General features: G+C 50.1%; 16 protein-coding genes. 5 read left to right on the forward strand and 11 right to left on the reverse strand.

Translation table 11 applies throughout. The annotated features are described in order from the left end of the window. A partial coding sequence (locus HMPREF0636_RS04545; protein ID WP_044168804.1) for a TraM recognition domain-containing protein occupies positions 1 to 845 on the forward strand: 845 nt, incomplete at its 5' end. Here the strand turns inward: HMPREF0636_RS04545 and HMPREF0636_RS04550 are convergent. The 6 genes from HMPREF0636_RS04550 to HMPREF0636_RS04575 form a co-directional block, all read right to left on the reverse strand. Next, positions 842 to 1,339 carry a hypothetical protein gene (locus HMPREF0636_RS04550; RefSeq protein ID WP_044168805.1) on the reverse strand — a complete coding sequence of 166 codons (498 nt, stop codon included), beginning with the start codon at positions 1,337 to 1,339 and terminating at the stop codon, positions 842 to 844. The genes HMPREF0636_RS04545 and HMPREF0636_RS04550 overlap by 4 nt on opposite strands. Before the next feature lies 1 nt (position 1,340). Beyond that, positions 1,341 to 3,515: a peptidase domain-containing ABC transporter gene (locus tag HMPREF0636_RS04555; RefSeq protein WP_248616874.1), complete on the reverse strand. Its 2,175-nt coding sequence runs from the start codon at positions 3,513 to 3,515 to the stop codon at positions 1,341 to 1,343. A gap of 99 nt (positions 3,516 to 3,614) precedes the next feature. Then, a complete protein-coding gene (locus HMPREF0636_RS04560; RefSeq protein WP_081748401.1) occupies positions 3,615 to 5,918 on the reverse strand; it encodes a TonB-dependent receptor domain-containing protein in 2,304 nt (767 codons plus the stop codon). A 36-nt stretch (positions 5,919 to 5,954) separates the two neighbouring features. Then, complete coding sequence (locus HMPREF0636_RS04565; RefSeq protein ID WP_044168809.1) at positions 5,955 to 7,301, reverse strand: radical SAM/SPASM domain-containing protein; 1,347 nt, start codon at positions 7,299 to 7,301, stop codon at positions 5,955 to 5,957. Between the two features lie 113 nt (positions 7,302 to 7,414). Next, complete coding sequence (locus tag HMPREF0636_RS04570; RefSeq protein WP_005467927.1) at positions 7,415 to 7,603, reverse strand: hypothetical protein; 189 nt, start codon at positions 7,601 to 7,603, stop codon at positions 7,415 to 7,417. Positions 7,604 to 7,777: 174 nt separating this feature from the next. Further along, positions 7,778 to 8,542, reverse strand: coding sequence for a helix-turn-helix transcriptional regulator (locus tag HMPREF0636_RS04575; protein ID WP_044168810.1), 765 nt, complete (start codon positions 8,540 to 8,542; stop codon positions 7,778 to 7,780). Positions 8,543 to 8,702: 160 nt separating this feature from the next. Between HMPREF0636_RS04575 and HMPREF0636_RS04580 the strand changes: the two genes are divergently transcribed. Then, a complete protein-coding gene (locus HMPREF0636_RS04580; protein WP_081748402.1) occupies positions 8,703 to 9,392 on the forward strand; it encodes an ISAs1 family transposase in 690 nt (229 codons plus the stop codon). A gap of 66 nt (positions 9,393 to 9,458) precedes the next feature. Here the strand turns inward: HMPREF0636_RS04580 and HMPREF0636_RS04585 are convergent, their stop codons facing one another. Beyond that, on the reverse strand, positions 9,459 to 9,887 hold the full coding sequence (locus HMPREF0636_RS04585; RefSeq protein WP_005467930.1) for a phospholipase D-like domain-containing protein: 429 nt from the start codon (positions 9,885 to 9,887) through the stop codon (positions 9,459 to 9,461). Between the two features lie 308 nt (positions 9,888 to 10,195). Here HMPREF0636_RS04585 and HMPREF0636_RS04590 point away from each other — a divergent pair, with 308 nt between their 5' ends. The 3 genes from HMPREF0636_RS04590 (at position 10,196) to HMPREF0636_RS04600 (ending at position 19,927) form a co-directional block, all read left to right on the forward strand. After that, a complete protein-coding gene (locus HMPREF0636_RS04590) occupies positions 10,196 to 11,596 on the forward strand; it encodes a DUF3945 domain-containing protein (protein ID WP_044168811.1) in 1,401 nt (466 codons plus the stop codon). A gap of 24 nt (positions 11,597 to 11,620) precedes the next feature. Next, the gene (locus tag HMPREF0636_RS04595) at positions 11,621 to 13,702 is read left to right on the forward strand and encodes a type IA DNA topoisomerase (protein ID WP_044168813.1); all 2,082 of its coding nucleotides are present in this window, start codon (positions 11,621 to 11,623) and stop codon (positions 13,700 to 13,702) included. A gap of 138 nt (positions 13,703 to 13,840) precedes the next feature. Next, positions 13,841 to 19,927, forward strand: a complete 6,087-nt coding sequence (locus tag HMPREF0636_RS04600; protein WP_044168816.1) for a helicase-like domain-containing protein — start codon at positions 13,841 to 13,843, stop codon at positions 19,925 to 19,927. Positions 19,928 to 19,973: 46 nt separating this feature from the next. On the opposite strand, the gene HMPREF0636_RS04605 is transcribed toward HMPREF0636_RS04600, so the two are convergent. The 4 genes from HMPREF0636_RS04605 to HMPREF0636_RS04620 all read right to left on the reverse strand — a co-directional run. Then, positions 19,974 to 20,978: a nucleotidyl transferase AbiEii/AbiGii toxin family protein gene (locus HMPREF0636_RS04605; protein WP_044168817.1), complete on the reverse strand. Its 1,005-nt coding sequence runs from the start codon at positions 20,976 to 20,978 to the stop codon at positions 19,974 to 19,976. Next, positions 20,971 to 21,576 (reverse strand): DUF6088 family protein, encoded by a 606-nt coding sequence (locus tag HMPREF0636_RS04610; RefSeq protein ID WP_044168818.1) that lies wholly within the window; start codon positions 21,574 to 21,576, stop codon positions 20,971 to 20,973. The genes HMPREF0636_RS04605 and HMPREF0636_RS04610 overlap by 8 nt, the downstream gene beginning before the upstream one ends. A 92-nt stretch (positions 21,577 to 21,668) precedes the next feature. Next, the gene (locus HMPREF0636_RS04615) at positions 21,669 to 21,977 is read right to left on the reverse strand and encodes a helix-turn-helix domain-containing protein (RefSeq protein ID WP_044168819.1); all 309 of its coding nucleotides are present in this window, start codon (positions 21,975 to 21,977) and stop codon (positions 21,669 to 21,671) included. After that, a partial coding sequence (locus HMPREF0636_RS04620; protein ID WP_044168820.1) for a bifunctional DNA primase/helicase occupies positions 21,965 to 23,866 on the reverse strand: 1,902 nt, incomplete at its 5' end. The genes HMPREF0636_RS04620 and HMPREF0636_RS04615, both read right to left, overlap by 13 nt.

Genomic DNA, 23,866 nt, shown 5'->3' on the forward strand with positions numbered 1-23,866 from the left:
CCTCGGCAAAGATCCCACTCTCTCGTATGATCTCCCCAGCACTCTACTGGGTAATGACTGGCGATGACTTCTCCCTCGACATCAATAACCCACGTGAGCCAAAAGTCTTGGTAGTGGGCAACAACCCCGACCGACAGAATATCTACTCTGCTGCCCTGGGACTATATAACAGCCGTATCGTCAAGCTCATCAACAAGAAGAAGCAGCTCAAGTCCTCCGTCATCATCGACGAGCTACCAACCATCTACTTCCGTGGACTCGACAACCTCATCGCAACAGCTCGCTCCAATAAGGTCGCTGTATGTTTAGGCTTTCAGGACTTCTCACAGCTCACACGTGACTATGGCGACAAGGAAAGCAAGGTAATACAGAATACTGTGGGTAATGTATTCTCAGGACAAGTTGTGGGCGAGACCGCCAAGACCCTCAGTGAACGCTTCGGTAAAGTCCTCCAACAACGGCAATCAATGACCATCAATCGCAACGATAAATCTACATCCATCTCCACGCAGATGGACTCGCTTATTCCAGCGAGCAAAATCAGCAACCTTACCCAAGGTATGTTTGTAGGTGCAGTCTCCGATAACTTCGATGAACGTATCGAGCAGAAAATCTTCCACGCTGAAATCGTTGTCGATGTAGCCAAAGTCTCTGCTGAGAGCAAAGCCTACCTGCCTATACCCACTATCGCCACTTTCCCAAACGAAGATGGCTCCGACAGTCTCACCGAGACCATCGAAACCAACTATAAGCGTGTCAAGCAAGAAATTCTATCCCTTGTAGAGTTAGAGATTGAGCGAATCAAGAGTGACCCTAACCTCGCACACTTATTGAAAGATAACTAGAAAAGATCTCCTAGCACCTTCTGCAAAATATTCCCTGAAGTTCGTACAATCGTAAAGTCCACTTCATGGTTTTGTAAAAGGGAAAGTTCACTTAATAGAAATAAACAGAAGGCTTCTTGCCTACCCAAGCTATCTCTCCATGATGATAGCTTAACGAGTTTACCCTCAACTTCTCCCATTGGAGTATGCAGTGTTATTGGTAGCTTTTCTGTAGGGGACAATGCAGGCCTTCTATCTGAGAACTTGATAAGTACGGCTGCGGGGGAGGCTTCTAATGAGTCAGGGAGCGCTCTAATAACAGCCGTACCGGTATATATCTGCTTGTAAGGAATAGAGTAGCTTACATACACGAGGATAACAAGTGTTGCAAGGATCGCTAGCGCTCCATAGCGAAGCAGCGAAGGAGGGACCTGACCAATGATACTGCGTACCTTCTCGCTACGAAGCTCTAAATCGTGAGCGCTCTTACCAATCTCCTTTTCATAGGTGCCCATATCAATTCCCTAATTCTAGCTGGTTCTTTACGAGCGTATAGTACTTACCTCTTTTAGCTGTGAGCTCCTCATGAGTCCCAACCTCAACGATTTTCCCTGCATCAAGGACTACAATCTGGTCTGCATAGCGTACCGTTGATAGGCGATGAGCTACCACAATAACTGTTTTCCCTTTATAGAAAGAGCTCAAATTTTCTGTTATTCCTCGCTCATTGTTTGCATCAAGTGCATTTGTTGCCTCATCAAGAAAGACAAATTGAGGATTTTTATAAACCACGCGAGCAATGAGAATCCGCTGTCGCTGTCCTTGGCTTACCCCTTGCCCATCCTGTCCTATCATGGTGTTATAGCCTAACGGAAGAGCCTCAATGTAGTCCGCAATATTGGCAACTCGTGCGGCGTGACGGATACGCTCTAGCTCAGGCTCCTCATCACTAACTGCGATGTTTCGGGCTATCGTGTCAGAGAAAAGGAAACTTTCCTGCATAACTGCTCCACACTCGCTGCGCCACCATGTGAGCTTATATTCCTGCAGAGGGACGCCTCCAAGGAGGATTGCGCCCTCAAGCGGAGGGTAATACCCAAGTAAAAGTTTGAGGAGTGTGGTCTTTCCACTTCCACTGGCTCCAACGATTGCTGTTACTTTATCTTGAGGGATAGTTAGCGTGATATGAGAGAGTATATCTTTTCCACTATAGCGATCATATTTAAAGCTTAAATCCCTGATATGTAAGGATTTCGCTAAAGGAGCTTCTGTACCATATCCAGCTCGTGTACGCGCCTTATCCTCTTCATTCTTTGATTGATGGATCTCATTCATACGCTCCAGACTAATGCTTACCTCTTGCCATGAATACACGAAATGAATAAGCTTATCAACCGGACTATTGAGCTGCCCGATGATATACTGGACAGCAAGCATCATCCCAAGTGTCATCTCTCCATGGATGACAGCGGTAGCAGCAAGGACAGTTATAAGGATGTTTTTTATCTCGTTGATCGTGATACTACCTATTTGCTGGATTTGATCAAGATTCAGGCTCTCAAGGCTGACTTTAAATAAGTCAGCCTGTACATCTTCCCATTCCCAACGCTTACGCTGCTCGCAGCCCTGAAGCTTGATTTCCTGCATCCCAGCGATAAGCTGGTAGGTGACATTGCGATTGCGACCAGCTTGCTCAAAGTATTTATAATCAAGCACCCTGAGCTTTTTGAGGAAGAGTACAATCCAGCCAGCATAAAGTAGAGCCCCAAGAATGAAAATGAGGAAAATACCTAGATTATAGGACGCTAGGACTCCGCCAAAAACAAGAAAAGTGAAGAACGAGAATATGAGGCTCAGGCTATTCGATGTTAAGAAATGCTCTACCCGTCGGTGATCTTCGATACGCTGTAGCAAATCTCCCATAAGCTTTGTGTCAAAGAAAGACATGGGTAGCTTCATCAGCTTAATGAAGAAGTCCGAGATCAGGGAGATGTTAATCCGTGTGGAGATATGAAGTAGCAACTTGGAGCGTATGAAGTCTACGATGGTGCGGCTAAATAGAAGCATCAGCTGTGCCAGAAGTACAAGCCAGATAAAGCTAATCTCCTTGCCTCCAATCCCAGTGTCTACTATCGATTGTGTGAGAAATGGGAAGATGAGCTGCAGCAGAGAAGCCAGGAACAGCCCGAGCATAAGCTGAAAGAAATAGCGGTGGTACTTCTTTAGATAGCCCCAAAGAAAGCTAAGGCGAGAGGGCGTAGCTCCCTTCATTGTCCATCTGTCTATCTTTTGCGCTGCGACAAGGGTATGGAAGAGTGAGGTTGGCTCTAGAAGCAGTGCAATGCCTTTCTCTTCTCCCTGGCTTTGGGTGCTGATCCAATATGCTTGGAGCTCTCGCTCACTGTACTCAAGCAAGCCCATCCCTGGATCTGCAACGTAAAATATAGGATGATGCTTCTTCCTACGTACTTTATAAAGGACTACAAAGTGATTTTGCTTCCAGTGAAGGATGCAGGGTAGCTTAGCCTCTGTGATGAGTGAGTCTAAGGTAAGCCGACCTCCAATTGTATGGAAACCAATTTCTTCAGCAGCTTTACTTATGCCAAGGAGAGAAACGCCACCGATACCTAAAGCACAGGCCTTACGTAATGCCTCAACGTCAGGATGCAATCCATAATGCCCAGCTATCATTGCCAAGCATGAGGGGCCACAATCCATCGCATCTTGTTGTCTGATAAAATAAGTTTTCACATATTTTCTTCTTACCTTGTAAGATGAATGCTACAGATTCTAAAGACGCTGCAACTCACTGCTGGAGTCTTCGCCCTTGAAGCGATTTTTCTTCATGTTGAAGCTGTAGTTTAGCGTCAGCTTGAGTCTGCGACCATCTGGCCGCTGCGCATGGTGTATCTTAAGTTCTCGTGCGCGCAGCGTAACGGAACTATAGCCCGTATTAAAGGCATCATCAAGCGAGAGCGATAGGCGCAGTCGCTGATCGAAGAAGGTCTTATTAATAGATAAGTCCATCTGCCAATAAGCATCCACTTGGCTCAGCTCCTGACTGCCACCAGAGAAGTAACTTGCCTCCATGCTGAAGTTTAGGCCTTGCTTGCGAAAGAGAAAAAAGTTCCTCAGGCTTGCCATCAGACTGGCATCACTAAACTCCTCGCCCTCGAAGCGCAAAAAAGGCTTATGCACAAGCAGCTGCAGACTTGGGCGCCAGAGACCAAAGCGTGGGCTCCACGAAGCACTGAAGTCGAGCGCATCGGAGTGTGGGATGTTATAAGGCTTGGAGAGAGCTACAGCAAGCGCTGGATCATACTTCGTATAGAAATATATAGCATTGTGCAGATGCTGGTACTCCACGGCGGCCTGTAGATCCTGCCACTGTGCCCCAAGGGCGAGAACTTGCGTATTCTGGGGTAGAAGATAGCGGTTACCCCCTTCGTAGAGGTACTCATTATTGTACTGATGGCGGTCACTCAGGAGGTGATACGAGGGGCGCTTGGTCTTAGTCTGGTAGGAGAGGCTCAGAGCAACGGGGGCTTGTAGGGCTACTTGCAGCGAGGGCATCAGGTAGTGATACGCCTTACTCTGCTCAGGCTGCAGCACACCCGCCTCATGATAGTCGTACTTATTGTATTCGTAGCGTAAGCCCAGCTCTGCCATAAGACTACCCCAAGCCCTTGTGTAGCTAGCAAAGGCGGCATAAAGCTGGTTCTCAATCTTCGAGTCAGCTTGTCGCAGGGTGCTGAGTGTCGCCACGTGCCGCTGCTTGTTCCTTGTCCATGCAGCCTCATTGCCTAAGGTTAGCTGCCCCTGCCCTAGTTGGATGAAGTGCTGCAGGCGTGCCGAGAGGAGCCGGGAGCGCTGCTCGAGGTCAGAGCGGTGGTGCTTAGGCGTTTGCCCTGCTTGCTCAAGGGAGAATTTATTCTCCGCCTCCTCTCGCTTGAAGAAAAGGTTCATATCATAGCGCAGCTGATAGCTGGGAGTAATTGTCCCCAGGTAATAGGCATTCAGACTATGGTAGTGATCCTTATTGGAGTAGTGCGAGTGCTGCGCCTCTTGTCGGGAGCTTCCTTTGGTCGAGATATGCGACTGTATGTCTGAGTCGATCTCCCACTTGGGCTTTTGTGTAAAGTCATACTGTAGCCCAAGACTATGCTCTTTACTGGGAGTGTAGTTAACCCCCGCAATAAGGTAGCGGGAGCAGCTTTTATCCTCCTGGTCGACTTCCATAGAGATCTTCGTCTCCTGAGCAGTAGGCAGCTCCATCAGGGTACTACTACCGTAGTGGCTGCGCTGCGAGCGGTTACTAAGCGTGAGGAAGTAGTCGAAGGCTCCTTGCTTGTAGACGAGTGAGGCAAACTCTCGCAAGCCGAAGCGCCTGCCCTGACTTGCCTGCAGAGAGACTCTACCGCCAAGCCCATCCTCGGGGTTGCGTGTCTTGATCTCAAGCACTGATCTTGTGGAGGCTCCATAGCGTACCCCTGGGTTAGTGATGATCTTCACAGAGACAATATCCTTACTATCGTAGCGAGAGAGCAGCGAGAGATCCGTCACCTCACGGCCGTTAACGTAGACAAGGGGCGTACCACGCCCGACGACACTGATCGCTTCACCACGAACTGAGAGGCCTGGGAGCATCCCCAAAAGGCTAAAGACGCCCTCGACCTCCTGCAGTCCGAGGAGCTTGACATTGATCACACGCCCATCGGGCACAAGGCGTATGGCCCGTGGAGCCCGCACCCATACCTCCTGCAGCAGGCGTGTCTGCTCACTGAGCTGCACTTGTAGCTGCTCAGGCAGTACTGGCGGGATATGGTGTACGGCGTAGCCTACGCTTCGGACTTCGAGGAAGCAGCGTGTGCGATCTGCCTCGTCGCCCAGCTGCAGTAGAAATTGCCCTGCCTCATCGCTCAGGGTGCCCCCCACATAGGAGCTATCGGAAACAGAGCGCAGGACAACGTTCGCAAAGGGGATATACCCACCTTTCTCATTAATGACCGTTCCCCGTATTACCTGCCCAATTAATTGTGAGGGAACAAACAGTGAGACAAATAAACATAGGGCCCTCAGTGTTATTATTTTCATCTTTCTGACACCTTAAGTTTGATGTTCTTCAGTTCGCTATTGCCGGGAACAGGCACAAGATGGCACTCCGTAATAATCCCCGCTATGTAACAGTGCTCGGATCCGGCAACTCTGATTCCCACAGACCTTTCTAAAAGAGCAAGAGGGACACGTTGTGAGGTCTCTATAATGAGTCTTCCCTCGCATCATATCCCACTTTGTTGTCTCCCATGCCTTCTTGACTGTCATTTCGGTAATATTTCCAGAACAGAAACTATCCATTCCAAAAGCAAAGGCACACGGATAAATGTCCCCATTGGGGCTAATTGCTACGTGAGATACCGCCCCAGTACAGGATACAATACTATCCATCGAATAATCTACACATCTCTCAGACAATCCAGCCATGGGATCTAAATGATGTATAGCAATTTTTCCCCTATATTTATCTTTGAGTTCCTGGATACGTTTAGAAATATTTCTCCGCTCAAGGGATGTTATATGTAATTCTGGATTTAATGCTGCACGACCTGAATGATCCAAAAGGATAAATGCGATAGCTCTACAGCCAGTGCGAGCTGCATAGGCTGCTATTTCCTCAATCTCCGTGTGATTTTTGGCATGTACTGTTACGGATAGTCCAACTCTAACACCATGTCGTAAGAGCTTTTCTAATCCCTTTTCGAGGTGAAAAAATGCGCCTTTCCCTCTCAAAAAATCATGAGAGGTTGCTGTGACTCCATCCATAGATATTGAAGCGGCTATATTGGGACTACTTAACAACTCTGCTATTTGATCATTAACAAGCATTCCGTTGCTAAGTACATTACAGTGTATTTTTGTTTGGCGAAGAAGCGATAAGACCTCCTCTATCCCATCATATGTAAGGAGTTCCCCACCGGTAAGGGTAACGTTAAACACACGATTATAATCTAACTCTTGGAGGCATTGAATCCAGGAACTGGGCTCTATACATCTTGTTTTCTGTGAACTGTCGCAGGAAACTATACAGTGCTTACAGGCTAAATTGCACCTGTCGGTTATCTGGATTTCTACACTTTTAGGATATTGTAGCTGAAACTGATTGTAGGAATTCTGGAGGTTCACTCTGCTGTATGTAACCCCATTCCCCGTTGCACCTGGACTTATAAGTCCTTCCCAGGATGAGTTTAATCGATTAATTATTGAAAAGATGTCGTATTCTGGTATACCATTCCGAATAGCGATCTCTTCAATAGAAAGGCCATCCTCAATCTGGATCAGAAGTTGCATTATAGACTGGTTTATAGCACACTGCAGCCCTGTATATGCATCAGAGAGCAAATACTCATCCTCCAAAGCGGGCTCATAACGGTACTGCCACCGTTTGCCAATTGAATAGATATTATGATTTACCGTGTTCATATCTCGTTTTAGTGATTTATTTATAATCAGGAAGCAAGGGGGACGAAACACCTCATGGGGTGCACGCCCCCCTTTGCTAAAACCTGAGCTATGCAGGTGCAAGGCGGAGCTATTCAACTTTCCTGTTCATCATCCTTCTTCTTCTTCAAGCTCTCGTCTTTCTTCGAGCTCTCGTCTTTCTTGTGCACACAACCATCATTACAACAGTTGCTCAGACCAAAGCATCCAGATGACGGCTCTGTACCGGCAGCTCCACCTGTTATAGCCTGTAGAGCTTCTTCTGAGAATTCCTTAATATCCATGATCTAACCATAGTTTAGGAAGATTTTAGACAGTTTACCTCCAACCTCTCTATGGTTGGTACAGCAAGGACGACCATATCTCCCTTTGTTTGTCACAAAAGTAGAGCACACCTAATAGCCTCACAATACCCTATTAAGGGCACAAATTGATATGACTGTGTGATTACTAGGTGTTTATGTGTGTTTTCTTGACGAAGTTTTTCTTCTCTTCTTTCTTTCTAACTCCATCACATTATCTACGGTTATGATACCATGTACTTTACAATAAATGACTGCTTGAGGCATGCCATGAACCCCTAGCTTTTCGAATATTCTCTTCCGAATTGTTCCGATAGTCTGAACCTCGTCATTCAGGATAGAAGCGATCTCTTGGCTGGAGTAATTTTGAGAAGCAAGGATAACAACTTCTTGCTCTATAGGTGTAAGTTTGGGTTGCTTATGCCAGTCGCTCTCAGCTTTAATTTTTCCGTTTTTTAGATAGGTTAAGCAAATCTTTCGGCTTGATTTGTCCAAGATATAATTACTCTCAAGGGGAGTATCTTTGGCTGCGAGGTCTAAACGTATTAGGAGTGTTAGAATGTGTTCCTCTTTTGCATGAAGGACGTTTGCTCTATAATTTATCGTATGTTCACCATAAGGTGACTTATTGTGTCTGATATTGAAGGAATAAAGGTAAGACTTGGGTGCACTCTTCTTCTCAAGAAAGGATATAAAAAATTTCAGATGAAAAACAATCCTATCTTGCAGCGCATGACATATCTTAGGAGTTCCAGAATTATATTTCTGGTGACATGGAGCATCACAAAACATGCAAGGGGCATCAAGCCGAGGATATGGACTATATGTTTCCAATATGTCAGTTTGGACGTAGTACACGTGATATACCTGCTGAGATATATCTGCAACTAGCTGTACTTGTTGTGCTATAGCATCATCCATAGTGCTATGGTAATAATGATTGGATTATAAAGGAGGGGCATAGACACGTCCCAACTTGCCAGAAAGATAAGGATATTTCTTGAGTTATCATTTTATCCCCAGGGCAACCGCATCAAAATTGTCCTTAGCTTTGTCCTGTTAAGCATCACCCTCACTTCCAATGGCCCCCCCCCCTTACTTCTCATCCGTCCACGACACACGTGTCGTCGGACGTTGCAAGCACAAACTCAGTGACATCCTCATGGTCGCCCTCATTGCTTATCTCTTTATTGGCGAGGATTATAGCGATATATATCAGCTGTGTCGCCACCGAGGAGAAGAGTTCAAACCTCTGCTCGAATTACCCAATGGTTGCCCCAGCGAAGACACCTTCGAGCGCGTTATGCAAGCCGTACATTCCGATGAGATTTCCGCTTGCCTGGAGGTGTACACTTCTCAGATTATCAAAGATTTATCTGGATTGCACATCGCCATCGATGGCAAGAAAATGCGTGGAACTAATCCTCGAGGGCACGGAGAAAGTAGCTACATCCTCTCCGCTTGGGTCAATGAGCACTCTTTGAGCATTGCGCAAGAAGCTGTAGGTGAGAAGAGTAATGAAATCACCTGTGTACCCAAGCTCCTTGATAAACTTGCCCTTGAGGGGGCGGTTGTTACGATGGATGCCATGGGTACACAGGTAGAAATAGCCGAGCAGAACGTCAAGAAGAAGGGTGATTTTGTCCTTGCGCTCAAGGGTAATCAGCGCCATCTCTTTGAAGATGCCACAGATGCTTTCTCCACACGACAGCTGCACAAGCGACACTTGGAGCAGGTGAAGGGACACAGACGCATTGACAAAAGGAGCTAGAAAATCCTCCCTGCAGAGGGCAATCTTACCGATGCCGTTGCCCAGAGATCGCCGATGTTGAAGAGCTTAATTCGGGTTGAACACGAGGTATCGTTTTACAGCGACCTTTCCCTCTTTAAGTTGCGCTGATAAGCGACGCAATGTCCACTCGTCCTGTTTTGTGGGTAGCCCGAGCAGTAATTGTTTGCGAAAATCTATAGCTATCTGCAACTTTGACTTTTTCACCATATTAGCATCAGGTAGAGTACCATCCTGGCCATAAAGACGACGAATATAATCTTCATTGTGGTGATGCATCCCGATGAGTAAACGACAAGTGCGAAACATATCATCATTACCTTCTTCAACATAATCTCCAGGAAGATTATCGACCTGATCAATGATGAGTTTCCAGCCCCTTAGGTTGAAATATCCAACACAAAAATCGACTCGCTTCACACTGGGGGACTCCATTATATTTCTGAGCCCCTGCTCAAACTTTAGATCTATATTCATCGTATATACGTGCCATAGTATGCTTATTGCAACACTTCCTATTTGCTAGTTATCCGCTTGTCAATTCCTCTTCAGCTAAAGCGACTTCAATTTACGGGTTACTATCACAGAGCGGTTTTCCTTGTCTATAGTACCAATACATCAAAGATAAGCATTAGAGCCGAGTATATAATAAATTATTCTTTTAGTCCTCTCGAGTTCCTGCTTCTTCCTACTTTTTCCAGCCTTATCCTCATTTAATATAGGGCATAACACCTGCCCTTATCTTTGCCTTACATAGTACTATATATCAAACTATTGGCATCATTATGGACAACAACCACACAGAGGACTACGTACTGGTCCTAGAGGACCGTACAGAGGTCCAGAATGCATCCGAGGTAGGCAAACTCTCCATCATCTCGGACATCAACGAAGAGGGCGAGCTCAAGACGACCGCCGCCGAGGCTACCAATCAGAGTAGCTTCCTCAAGTTCAATAACCAAGACGGGCTGCTGAAGAACTTCATGAAGAACTTCCTCAAGCAGTTCAACGACCCGACTCGCTTCGGACTCTACAAGGTCCTTGCAAGCAACGTCGAGCAAGGTGTAGAGAGCCTTCGCTCCTCCTTGCAGAATCGGCGCCACCCCGCCTCCGAAGAGCTCCTCAAAGCACAGCAAGTGTCCTTCGAAGACTTCCTTCCCATGCAGAAGCGCGCTACCGCTATCGATCCCGAGAAGATCGACTGGCGTATGCTCGAGGATCTCGGCCTCAGCCGCGAGAAACTCGAAGCCAGTGGAGCGCTCGAAAAGATGCTCTCCTGGCAGAAGAGCGACCTCCTCCCCATCGCTGTACCCTACGGCAATAGCTCGATCTACACCGAGGCACGCCTAGCGTTCCGTACCGACGATGATGGCAACATCGGTCTTGCCGTTCATGCCATGCGCAAGGAGCCTCAGCTTGACTTCCCCTACATGGGCTACAAGTTCAGCCCCGAAGATAAGGCACAGCTCCTCAAGACGGGCAACCTAGGCAAGACCATCGAAGTCGTCACCAAGCAAGGAGAGCTCTTTGACGCCTACGTATCCATTGACCCACAGACCAACGAGCTCCTTGCCCTACGTGCTGACCGAGTATCCATCCCCAAGGAGATTAAAGGGGTGACGCTCTCTGACCAGCAGTACAAGAATCTCGTTGAGGGTAAGGCCGTCAAAGTAGAGGGTATGACCTCCAAGAACGGCAAGTCCTTCGACGCTACGCTTCAAGTCAATGCCGAGAAGAAGGGCATCGAGTTCATCTTCGGTGACAGCAAGAGTCTCCGTGAGCACCAGGAGCAGTCTCTCTCCCCAGGGCAAAGCCAGGGTGCTCCCCGTAAACTCTGTGGACTTGAGCTGACCGAGAAGCAGCGCGAAGCTCTTGACTCGGGACGCACCCTCTACCTCAAGAACATGGTCGACAAGGAAGGCAAGCACTTCAACGCCTACGTCCGCATGGATAAGGAACAGAACCGTCCCCGCTTCTTCAAGTACAACCCCGAGAAGAAGCAAGGGAAGCAGGAGGTAGAAGCCGTAGCCGAAGGACACAAGACCCAGGTAGCAGTGAACAACGAAGGCAAAACCAACGAAGCGACCAAGCACCTCAAAGAGCCTCTCAAGTCTGAGCAAACAGAGCCCACAGCCGATCAGAAGCAGAAGCAAGAGCGTAAGGCTCGTCGTGGACGTAAGCTCTAAGGATAACAGCAAAGACGCAAGACCATGACGACCTGTATCATCGCAGAAAAGCCCTCTGTAGCTCGTGACATTGCCCGCATCGTAGGGGCTACACACCCACAAGACGGCTTTATCGAAGGCAAGGGCTACCTCGTCACTTGGGCATTCGGTCACCTCATCACCCTAGCCCTACCCGAGTACTACGGACTCGGGACATACAAGGCCGAAGAACTCCCCATCCTCCCTCAGCCCTTTCAGCTCATCGTTCGACAAATCCGCAAGGGGAAAGCCTTCGAAGACGACCCGACAGCCCTCAAACAGCTGAAGGTGATCCGCTCCTGCTTCGAGCGCGCCGAGGAGATCATCGTTGCTACCGATGCAGGAAGAGAAGGAGAGCTTATCTTCCGCTACATCTACACCTACCTCGCCTGCCGAAAGCCCTTCCAGCGGCTATGGATCTCCTCCCTCACCGACAAGGCGATTCAGGAGGGGCTCGCCAAGCTCAAACCCGGGGAGCGGTATGACGCGCTCTACCTGGCAGGCAAAGCTCGTAGCGAGGCCGACTGGCTCGTCGGCATCAATGCCAGCCGAGCGCTCTCGATAGCTCGCCGTGGAGCCTATTCGCTGGGGCGCGTACAGACCCCGACACTCGCCCTAGTATGTCGTCGCTTCTTAGAGCACCAAGGCTTCTCATCCCGCCCCTACTGGAAGCTCCATGCCACGATTGAGCAAGACGGTATCCTCCTCAAGGCGCTTTGTCAAGAGCACTTCGAGGAGAAGGATGCAGCACAAAGCGCCCTAAGCGAGCTAAGTAGTCAGCCCCATCTGAAGGTCCTATCGGTCGAGCGGAAGTGCACCGAGACCCCACCTCCGCTCCTCTTTGACCTCACCACGCTTCAGAAAGAGGCCAACCGCAAGCACGGCTTTTCGGCCGACAAGACCCTGTCGCTAGCCCAAGCGCTCTATGAGAAGAAGATCATAAGCTACCCCCGCACCGGGAGTCGCTACATCAGCGAAGATGTCTTCGAGACGATCCCCACGCTACTCCATCAGCTTGGTGTCACGCTTAGCCAAGCGCTTAATCGACATGCTGTCGATGATCATCGGGTGACCGACCATCATGCCCTCCTCCCTACAGGTGAGTCCCCCGAGGGACTATCCCCAGAGGAGGCGACGATCTATCAGATGATCCTCAGTCGCTTCATCGAAGCCTTCGCTCCCAACAGCGAAGAAGAGCGCATGCAGGCGGAGCTGAGCGACGGGACCTACCGCTACAGCTGGCGAGCTACCCGTAGACTATCGCTGGGCTGGAGAGCTTATTCTCAAGACGGAGGAAAGGACAAAGCGGAGGCAACAGACGACGAGGACGAGCTCCTCGAACAACTCCCCACGATCCCCGAAGGGGAGCGCTTACCCCTTCGTCACACTGAGATCACGGAGCATCAGACTAAGCCCAGGCCTTTGTTTACCGAAGCCTCCCTGCTCTCCGCCATGGAGCATGCTGGGCGGGAGCTGACCGATGCCGAGAGTCGCAAGGCGATTGCCGAGTGTGGGCTCGGGACACCCGCTACCCGCGCAAGCATCATCGAGACACTCATTCTACGCGAACTCATCCGTCGGGAAAAGAAGACGCTCATCCCCACAGAGAAAGGGCTTTCCATCTATCAGCTCGTCAAGGACCAGGAACTAGCCAATGCCGAACTCACGGCCAACTGGGAGCTCTCCCTCTCAGCCATCGAGGCGGGGAAAGCTTCTGCCGAGGACTTCGCTCTCCGTATCAGAAGCTACACCACAGACATCTGTCACAAGCTCCTTGCCCTGCAGACTGAAGCTCCAGCTTATCCTTCCTATCGCTGTCCGCTCTGCGGCCAGGACTCCGTGGGCATCTTTGCCAAGATCATCAAGTGTCGCAACGAGGCGTGTGGCTTCCACATCTTCCGAGAGATCTGCGGGGTAAAGCTCACAGAAGCACACATAAAGGAGCTCCTTACCAGTAGACGGACCAGCCTTATCAAAGGCTTTCAGAACAAGGCAGGCAAGAAGTTCAATGCCCATATCACCCTCCGGGAAGATGGCTCAACGGCCTTTGAATTCGCCTCCAAGGGTAGTCCTCAAAGAAGTCGCTAATCTTCCTCGGGAAAGTACCGTATCAATCGAGAAAAAGTGGCTAATCTTTTGCCCAAAAGATTAGCCACTTTTCGGCGGAACTTTGGTGACTTTTCGGACGACCTCTAGAATCCCCCCCTCAGAAGCACAAACTCAGCTATGCCTTACAATAAGAAAGCCGTACTCGCGGCCAATACCCAAGCGATCCGTATCGTCCTTCGACTCGAGAAAGAGCAAAGGCTAGCCACCGAAGAAGAGCGGATCATCCTTGGCGCCTACCAAGGCTTTGGAGGGCTCAAATGCGTACTGAATCGCAGCGACCAGCCCGAGGATATTCGCTACTGGGCAAAGTCTGAGCAAGAGCTCTTCAAGCCCACCTGCGCCTTGAAGCAGCTCATCTACCGAGAAGCTCCCGATGCTCTGGTCGCCAAGCACTACTGGGAGAGTATCAAGGCTAGTGTCTTGACCTCCTTCTATACCGACACGCGCATAGTCTCTGCCATCGCCACAGCCTTAGCCACGACGGGAGTGGAGTTTCACTCCTGCCTGGATCCATCATCCGGGATAGGAGCCTTTGCCGATACCTTTGCTCCTTATGTTCGCCGTGTTGATGCGCTCGAAAAGGACTTACTCACGGCTCGGATAGCCCAAGCACTCCATCCCCTTGGAGAGAGCAAAATCACGGTTCGCCAAACACCCTTCGAATCCCTCGGTGAGCTCGCTGAAGCGGACCGGTATGACCTCATCACAAGTAACATCCCTTTCGGTGACTTCATGGTCTATGATCGAGCCTACTCCAAAGGGAAGGATAGCATCAAGCGGGAAGCAACACGCACCATCCACAATTACTTCTTCATCAAGGGGCTGGAGAGCCTACGAGAGGGTGGCGTCCTGGCGTTCATCACATCGCAGGGATTGCTTGACTCCCCCTACAACGAGATCTTCCGACGCTATCTGATGGAGCAGAGCCGACTCATCTCGGCCATTCGCCTACCCTCGGGTATGTTCTCAGAGCGCGCGGGGACCGAGGTCGGTAGCGACCTCATCGTCCTGCAAAAGCAAACGGGCAAGGGGATAACGCCTGGCGAAGAAGAGCGCTTCGTACGCACCGCAGCCGTGCCCAGTGGCGATGGCTTCTCCATAGCCTTTACCCACAACTCGCTTTTTGAGGGCCCATGGGACGAGGTCCGCTCGCATACGATTGCCACCGAGCGAACCATGGGAACCAATCCCTACGGGAAAGCAGCCTGGGTATACCAATTCGATGGAGGTATGGACGAGATGGCTGACAGCCTGCGGATACAGCTTAGTCAAGATGTAGCGCATCACTTTGACCGAAAGCTCTACAACACAGGAGTCGCAACGACAGAAGAAGAACGCCAAGCTGAAGCCGAGAAGAAGCTCCTTGCTCTCGGAGTGATCGTAGGATCCCCGCAGAAGGAGGCTCAGAAGAAAGACAAAGAGAGAGACGATGCCTTTAACCTGATACCTAAATCCATCGAGAAGAGCCTCCCCCGGCTCTACACGACAGAGAAAGAACTCCTCGGCGATCGTACCGCCTATGCTCGCTACTTCTTCCCCGCTGGAGCTTACACCGCCTACCTCCTTGAGTACGACCCCAAGGAGCGTATCGGCTTTGGGGCAGTTACCATGGGCTATGGATGGGAGCTCGGGAACATCTCGATCGATGAGATGGAAGAGGTCCAGATAAAAGGGCTACGCATTGAGCGAGATCTCCACTTCTCTCCCACTAAGCTCCACCAGATAGAAGAGCTGGAAGAGCTCGTACAAGGGCACTTCACTAAGGAAGCTCTACAGGCGGAAGAGCGCCCGACAGAGGAGCAAGACAAGGGACAAAGGGCGCTCCCTGACGAAGAAGTTGCACCTGAGGGAGTCCCTGCACTCACCCTATTTCGTCAGTATGAAGCGCCTGAGCGACGACCCGACATGGAAGCTCCCCGAGAGATGAATGGGCAGACCGTGTACTTTGATGACGATCATCACCCCATCATGCAGGCAAGCCACGAGCAGGAGGAGCTACTCTTTGCCCCAGAAGAATACACCCTCTGGACTCTGGAAGTAGGGCGGGTGAGTGCCGAACTCAAGGCTAATACCCCAAAGCATAGCCCCTCCTCACAGAAGGCTCATACGGAAACTAAGCCCCAAACATCCCGCAGGCGTAAGCAGCCTGCTCGCGATACGATCCAAGAGGCTTCTCTCTTCGACTTCACTGATGAGCCTGGACAAGACAAGGGCGTATCTGTAAGCGAACATCGGGAGGTCTTTGACACATCTCCTCGCCCCTTCCTCTCCGCTCCCGATAGCCACCTTCGTGATGGCTCGATCGTCGTGCAGAAAGGACAGGTAGGCTACCTCTCCGACCTCAAGAGGCGACCAACCTTTCACCCCATGGATCTCCCCATCGCTCAGCTTACTCGCCTAAGAGCCTACATAGAGATCCGCGAGAGCTACCACCGGCTCTATGACTATGAGGCCACCAACCATGCTGAAGATAAAGAGGAACGGGAGAAGCTCAACCGGCTCTACGATGCCTACGTCGCTCGCTGGGGGGAGCTGAACAAGAAAGCCAATACGGACGTCATCAAGATGGATGCCACGGGGCTAGAGATGCTCTTTCTTGAGCGGTCTATCGATGGGCGCTTCATCAAAGCGGATATCTTCGATCATCCCACAGCCTTCTCCTCCGCCGAACTTTCGATAGCTTCCGACCCGATCGAAGCTCTAGGAGCCTCGCTCAACAAGTACGGAAGTGTGGAACTCTCCTACATGACTTCGTTACTTCCCGAGATGGAGGAGAGTGACATCATCTCTGCCCTGGAGGGACGTATCTACTACAATCCCGAGGCAAGTGGCTATGAGGTAGCTGATAAGTTCATCTCGGGCAACGTGATCGAGAAAACAGATAGGCTCGCGTCTTGGCTCCTTGACCACCCCGACCACGAGGAAGGGAAACAGAGCTTGGCGGCTCTTATGGCAGCACGCCCAAGGCCTATCCCCTTTGCCGATCTGGACTTCAACCTCGGGGAGCGCTGGATCCCGGCAGCTGTGTACGGAGAGTTTGCCTCCGACTTCTTCGGCACAGATATCCGTGTGGCGTATCATGCCAACATGGATGAGTATACCATCACTTGTGATCGGAAGAATGGTAACATCTGGCATAAATACGCCGTACAAGGTGAGTTCCGTCGATACGACGGGCTACACCTACTGAAGCATGCCCTACACAACACCATTCCCGACATCAACAAGAGCAAGGAGGTCATCGATCCCTCCTCGGGAGAAACGAAGTCCATCAAGGTGCGTGATGGCGAGAAAATTCAGCAAGCCAACAGCAAGATCGAGGAGATTAGACAAGCCTTTGTCGATTGGCTCACAAGACGTCCCGAGACCTTCAAAGAGCAGCTCACCGATCGCTACAACGAACTCTTCAATTGCTTCGTGCGCCCCAATTTCGACGGAGCGCATCAGAGCTTCCCCAACCTAGACCTCAAGCGTCTCGGTATCCCTGACCTATACAAGAGTCAGAAAGATGCCGTATGGATGCTGAAAACCAATGGCGGGGGGATATGCGACCATGAAGTAGGGGCCGGGAAGACGCTCATCATGTGTACCGCAGCCTATGAGATGAAGCGACTCGGACTGGCAAATAAGCCCATGATCATAGGGCTCAAGGCCAACGTCTTTGACATTGCCGACACCTTCCGAAAAGCCTATCCTAATGCACGGATACTCTACCCCGGCAAAGATGATTTCACCAAGCAGAACCGCCAGCGCATCTTTGCTGACATCAAGAACAACGACTGGGATTGCATCATCCTGACGCACGAGCAGTTCGGGATGATCCCTCAGGCCCTGGAGATACAAGAAGCCATCCTGCAAAAGGAGATGGACTCCGTGGAAGAGAACCTTGATGTCCTCCGAAGAGAAGGCAAAGACATCTCCCGAGGGATGCTCAAAGGACTCGAGAAGCGAAAGCAAACACTCGAAGTCAAGCTCCGCGACATCCAAGACAGCATCTCCGAGCGTAAGGACGACGCCGTAGACTTCAAGATGATGGGCATAGATCACCTCTTCGTCGATGAGTCACACCAATTCAAGAACCTCATGTTCAACACCCGCCACGACCGCGTATCGGGTCTAGGGAATCCTGATGGCTCACAGCGAGCGCTCAACTTGCTCTTTGCCATTCGCACCATCCAAGAACGCTCAGGGAAAGACCTAGGAGCAACCTTCCTCAGCGGCACGACGATCTCCAATAGCTTGACCGAGCTCTATCTACTCTTCAAGTATCTCCGCCCACAGGCCCTCGAGAAACAAGGCATCAATAGCTTTGATGCCTGGGCTGCCGTCTTTGCCAAGAAAAGTACAGACTACGAGTTCTCCATCACCAACGAGATCATTCAGAAGGAGCGCTTCCGCACCTTCATCAAGGTCCCTGAGCTTGCTGCCTTCTATGCCGAGATTTGTGACTTCCGCACAGCAAAGGATATCGGCATTGACCGCCCCGACAAGAATGAAATCCTGCACAACATCCCACCAACACCGGAGCAGGAAGATTTTATCAAACGATTGATGGAGTTTGCCAAGACGGGTAACGCCACAGTCTTAGGGCGTGAACCGCTTAGCGAACGTGAGGAAAAGGCCAAGATGCTTATCGCAACAGACTACGCCCGCAAGATGAGCTTAGATCTACGAATGATTGACCCAGCCTACGAAGACCACATCGACAACAAGGCTTCACACTGCGCTAAGATGCTGGCGAACTACTATCAGAAGTTTGACGTGCAGAAAGGGACGCAGTTTGTATTCTCTGACCTCGGGACGTATAAAGCTGGGGAGTGGAATGTGTATTCGGAGATTAAGCGCAAACTCGTGGAGGATTACCACATTCCCTCTCACGAAATCCGCTTTATTCAAGAGTGCAAAAACGAGCGTGCCAAGAAAGCGATGGTAGAGGCCATGAACCGAGGAGAGATTCGCATCATCTTCGGCTCAACATCTATGCTCGGCACAGGCGTTAATGCCCAGGAGCGAGCCGTGGCCATTCATCACCTGGATACCCCCTGGAGACCATCGGACCTCGAACAGCGCAATGGGAGAGCCGTACGCAAGGGCAATCAAGTAGCCAAGGAGTGCGCGAATAACACGGTCGATGTCATCATCTATGCCGTAGAGCGATCACTAGACAGCTATAAGTTCAACCTCCTACACAACAAGCAACTCTTCATTAACCAGCTCAAGAGCAATACCCTCGGTGCACGCACCATCGATGAGGGCGCTATGGACGAGGAAAGTGGAATGAACTTCTCCGAATACGTGGCCGTCCTCTCAGGTAATACCGACCTCCTGGAGAAGGCAAAACTCGACAAGAAGATCACAGCCCTGGAGTCAGAACGTAAGAACTTCATGAAGGAGCGAGACGCTGCCTTAGGGAAGCTCCAAGAGCTAGAACACTCCGTAGAGTTCCACACAAGCCGTATGGCCGAGGCCAAGGGAGATCAGGCCTTATTTGAAGCCCACGTGCAGCGTGACGCAGAAGGCAATGCCATCAATAAGCTGGAGCTGACGGGGGGTCCCAACGATAGTGATATGAAGATCGTAGCATCCCGTCTACAAGAAATAGCCGAGAAAGCTCGAACCCAAGGAGAATACCACAGAATTGGATCAATCTACGGCTTCGACATCTTCGTCAAAACGGAGAGCTCTGCAAAAGATCTCTTCCAAAGCTCCGTCAATCGATTCTTCGTCAAGGGAGAGGGAAGCATCTACTACACGCACAACAATGGCAAGCTCGCCAGCGATCCCAAGCTCGCCTGCCAAAACTTCCTCTCTGCCCTCGAGCGCATTCCCAAGGTGATGGCGACCCACGAGAAAGAGCTCACCAGAGCCGCACAAGACATCGAGATCTACAAGGCGATGGCTAGCGGCCAGTGGAACAAGGAGGACGAGCTTCGATCGCTCAAAGCCCAAGTGGCAGAGCTTGACAGAAAGATAGCCCTAACACTCACTCCCGTGGAGGAAGCCGAGGGAGCGGGAGAAGAAATGAAGCAGAAAGAGAACGTACAGCAGCAGCCCAAGGGAGGAGACAACACACACCCGATATCTACGGAACGGTTAGCTACACCAGAAGACTCATCCTCCTTGACTCAACCCACGGCTTCCCGCCCCGATGAGAAGGAAGAAGCTGTGAGTAAAGGCGTCTTCGCTAAACCGAAGATAAGATAGAAAGCAAGCGCCCTCCTTTATGCTGATAAAGGAGGGCGCTTGCTTTCTATCGATCATGGAACCTCTTTTCCAATAGACTTATTCGTTCCAGCAAAGCATCAAAGGGCAAGGATGCTCCATAGATCATAGACTGCTGCATATCCGAATAATCCCGTTCCCAAACCAACCGAACCTCTTCGGGTGGACATAAAACGATACGATCTCGGATGTCAGGAGTATAGTCTACTCCCGAAAGACTAGTAAACACTTCACGATGGTGGGCAATCGTATCCCATAAATGATCGTCCTCTATGGCTTGGATAGCAAAAGGAGCATCCATCATCTTCTCCAGGTCATATAGATGACGGGACTTACGCTCGGCACTTACCCCCCTTTGGCTCGTGAATAGCTCATGGAGAAGAAAAGCCTTTTCCAAGAAGGTTTTCTGCGGAGCTGCCGTGGCTATGCTATGCGCAGAAACGAGCCCAGTATCAATCTGAGGGAATTGAGTAGTGACAAGACTCTGAATCGAGGTATTCACCGTTGGCTCAAACAAAGACCGGGCTCCGATCTCCAGCATCACTCTAGGTTGGAGATACTCGTTGAGAGGGAAGAGAGTTCGATAGTATACGTCGATCTTTCTAGGCTCCGGATAGGTATGATCGCCTTCTCCATCATCCTCGGGAACAACAGAGCAGTACTCATCTAAGCCATACGATACCATTGCTGCCTTCAGAAGACTTGTCAAGTCATCGCGAACGAAAAGAGAGGACTTCTTGCGTAAGCCCTTGATCTGCTTCTTTGTTAAATCGCCATGAAGATCAAAAAAACTCCGATCAACGACAAGATCAATATCTTCCGAAAACCGCTCAATCAGTCCAAATGACTTGCTTAGAGAGGTTCCTCCCTTAAACACAAGCTTATCAGAAAAAGGAAGTGTGAAAACAAGTTGTAGGATGATAGATACCCACAAATCCTTTTCTACCGCTTGCTCAGGAAGACCTAGGCGAACGGCCGTCTGTGTGATAAGAGTACGCTGCTGTGAAGGGCTAAGAGAAAAGTAACTATTCATAGGAGCCTTTGACGAGTGTCCTTATCCAAGCTGGCATCAGTGGATAATCTCCCGAGATCTGCTCTTCTCTAAGAGGGGAGAGTATCTTCTTCAGATGTTGCTTATGAGCGTCGGTTATATGGTCTTGGCCAATCTCTTGAAGAGCAACAGTAATCAACTGGGCTATCTTATTCTGGAAGGATAGTTTCTTCGGAACAGTCTGCTTGAATGTGATTCTATGACCATTAAAGAGTTGTACGCTCCGAGGACTCCCATCGGTTAAGAACACGAGGTTCATGGGAACCTGTGTTGTGAAGCCAAGCACGTTCATAGCATATGCTCCTGCTGGAGCAATACGAGCCTTGTCTCTTTGAGCGATACTCTGAGCAATCTCTTCATAGGAAGGATAAACAACCCCAAGACCTAAGATCTTGTCCTCCTTTGGGTAACAATAGATCCCTCGAGCAAGACGAATGAGCGTGCCTTTGCTGGCCAACCGCTCCAAGGCTTTTAAGACGCTAGTGTTTTCCCCAAGGGAGACAAAGTTCGCTGGAAAGACGATTGTACCCCTTCCGCACTTTGATACACTCTTAACGATCTTGTCATCAATACTCTCCATGCATATATAAGCTTTATTATGTCGCAAAACTACACGTTTTTTACGACAAAATAGCCCTCGCGGGAGATTCCCACTCACCGAACACCTCATCGCTACCACTCCTCACGTTGCCTCAGCATCTCATCTACCTCTGCTCTCAAAAAGAGCAAACGACCATTAGCCTTGAGGTAGGGGATCTTCCCTAAGGAGACCCAGTTGTAGATGGTCTTCTGCTCCACCTTGAGGAGCTTAGACACATCAATAATGTCGAGGTACTCTGCCCTCAGGGGAGGATGAACCCTGAGCTCTTGCTCTTGCCTTTGCAGGCAGAGTAGCTCATCAAGCTTAGCTTCCATCAGCATAAGCTTCTTGAAAAGACTCCGAAACTGAGCCTCACTCTGAGGTGATTCTAGATGGGGCATGACTTATTCTCTTGATAGTTTCCTTGGGCATCCTGCCTAAGGATGCCTTGCTCTTTCATGTAGGCAATGTATTTCTTTGCGGTACGATCTTTGATCTCGAGCTCACGCATCAAGACCTCGCAGAGCTCCTGGTAGGATAGGAGATTCGTCGTACGGAAAAGCTCCCGAACTACAGCAAGTAGCTCGCTACTCTTACGCCGGTCTTTGTCCTCCTTAGACTTCTCCCCTCGGTAGACGTGCATATCAAGAGCCTTATCCCAACCGAAGAGCATCATCGGCACATCCAAAGGACTACCATCTCTGACTTTTAAGGCCTTGACGACCGAGTATTCAGGATGATCATCTTTCTCAATGGAGAGGATACCTGCCGCCTTACGCTGTAGCTCAGAGCCAATATGTCCTCTGAGCTTTATCCCACTAGGTACAAAGTGAAGGACGCAGATAAGGCAGGTGTTATAGATACCGGCCAAGCGGTAGAGTTCATCAACGATAGCAATGCTCTCCGTCTCATCATTAGCTGAGCGAATGAGGTCGGCAATACCATCAATAACCACGAGGTGAATACCCCCATGCTTATGATGAAAGATGTCCATACTCTCTTGGATAAGCTTCAAGCGATCCTTACGCGAGAGCGAAGCTAGGTAGAGCGAATGGTAGAAGTCAGGGACAGCCGTGAGTGATGCCCGGCGGAGCGTCTTGCCTAGATTCTTGTGTAGCTGAGCCTCTGACTGCTCCGTATCGTAGTGTAGAACCGCTAGTTCCCTTGGATTCGGTGTAACTTCAAGCCCTAGGGTCAGCTCGGCATCCAGGCGTTGCTGAGCAAGGGCTCCAGCAAGAATCGCTGAAACATAGTTACTCTTACCCGTACCCTCACCTCCCGTGATGCAGAAGAGGTTGTCCTGCGTCCCAAGAGGTACCCCGTTGACTGCTACGAGCGATTTAGAGGCATCAGGAGGGTTATCATAGTCGATTTCACACGAGCGTAGGAGCATCATCGTTTGCGTGTACATCTGAGAGAGGAGCGTATTCAGTAGCCCTCGGAAGTCGGCTTCCTCATTCCCCAGAGCAAAGTAGTCTGAAATATCCTTCTCAGCCTTCGTCCCTTTGAGTGGAAGCTGAAGCTGCTTCACATGATAAGCCGACAAGCGACCTACCTGCCGCTGAGCCTCACGAAGCCCGGTAGCATCCGAATCATAGAGGAGGATGATATGCCGAAAACGCAGCTGTAAACTCTCAATGATCCGCTCGGGAATCTGCGCAGTTTCGCTATTGAAGCAAATCGCATGGAAATGCCGAGCAGAAAGCGAGAGAACGTCTTTCTCTCCTCCCGTAATGAAGAGCATATCGCCTTTACTGGGAAGTTGCTCCATGCCGAAACAATAGGGACTGGGCATTCGGCCTCCATAGAGAAAGCGCATCTTCGAGCTGTTGGGGCGATAAATCTTAATGTAGCCATTACCGATATAAGCATAGATAGGCTCCGTAGGACTAGCTTTCAACTCAAAAGGCTTACCCTCCTTCGTTTGGCTCCTATAGCTCTTCAGCGAGCGCACTCGAAAGCGTCTGAGGGTATCTTCATAGATACCATAATGCGCCCAATAAGCTAAGAGCCCATCATCAAAAGGCTGAATCTCGAAGCTATAGGGGAGCTCATCCTGGACTGGCTCACTCAGCGTAGAAGCACGCTGCCCCTCGGGAGCAATAGGTTTCCTGATCTGCTCTCCCGCAAGGATACGAAGCCCCAGCTCCCCAACAATCAGCTCTAGGAGATCACGAAAGCCCGTTCTCAGATCGATACCTCGTAACTGTGCTACAAACCAAAAGCAATCCCCCGCATAGGAGGGATCGCCATGGTCGTAGTACTTATAGGTAGACGATTTCTTGTCATA

Origin of the sequence: Porphyromonas catoniae ATCC 51270 (assembly GCF_000565015.1) — a bacterium.
In the GTDB taxonomy this organism is placed as follows: domain Bacteria; phylum Bacteroidota; class Bacteroidia; order Bacteroidales; family Porphyromonadaceae; genus Porphyromonas; species Porphyromonas catoniae.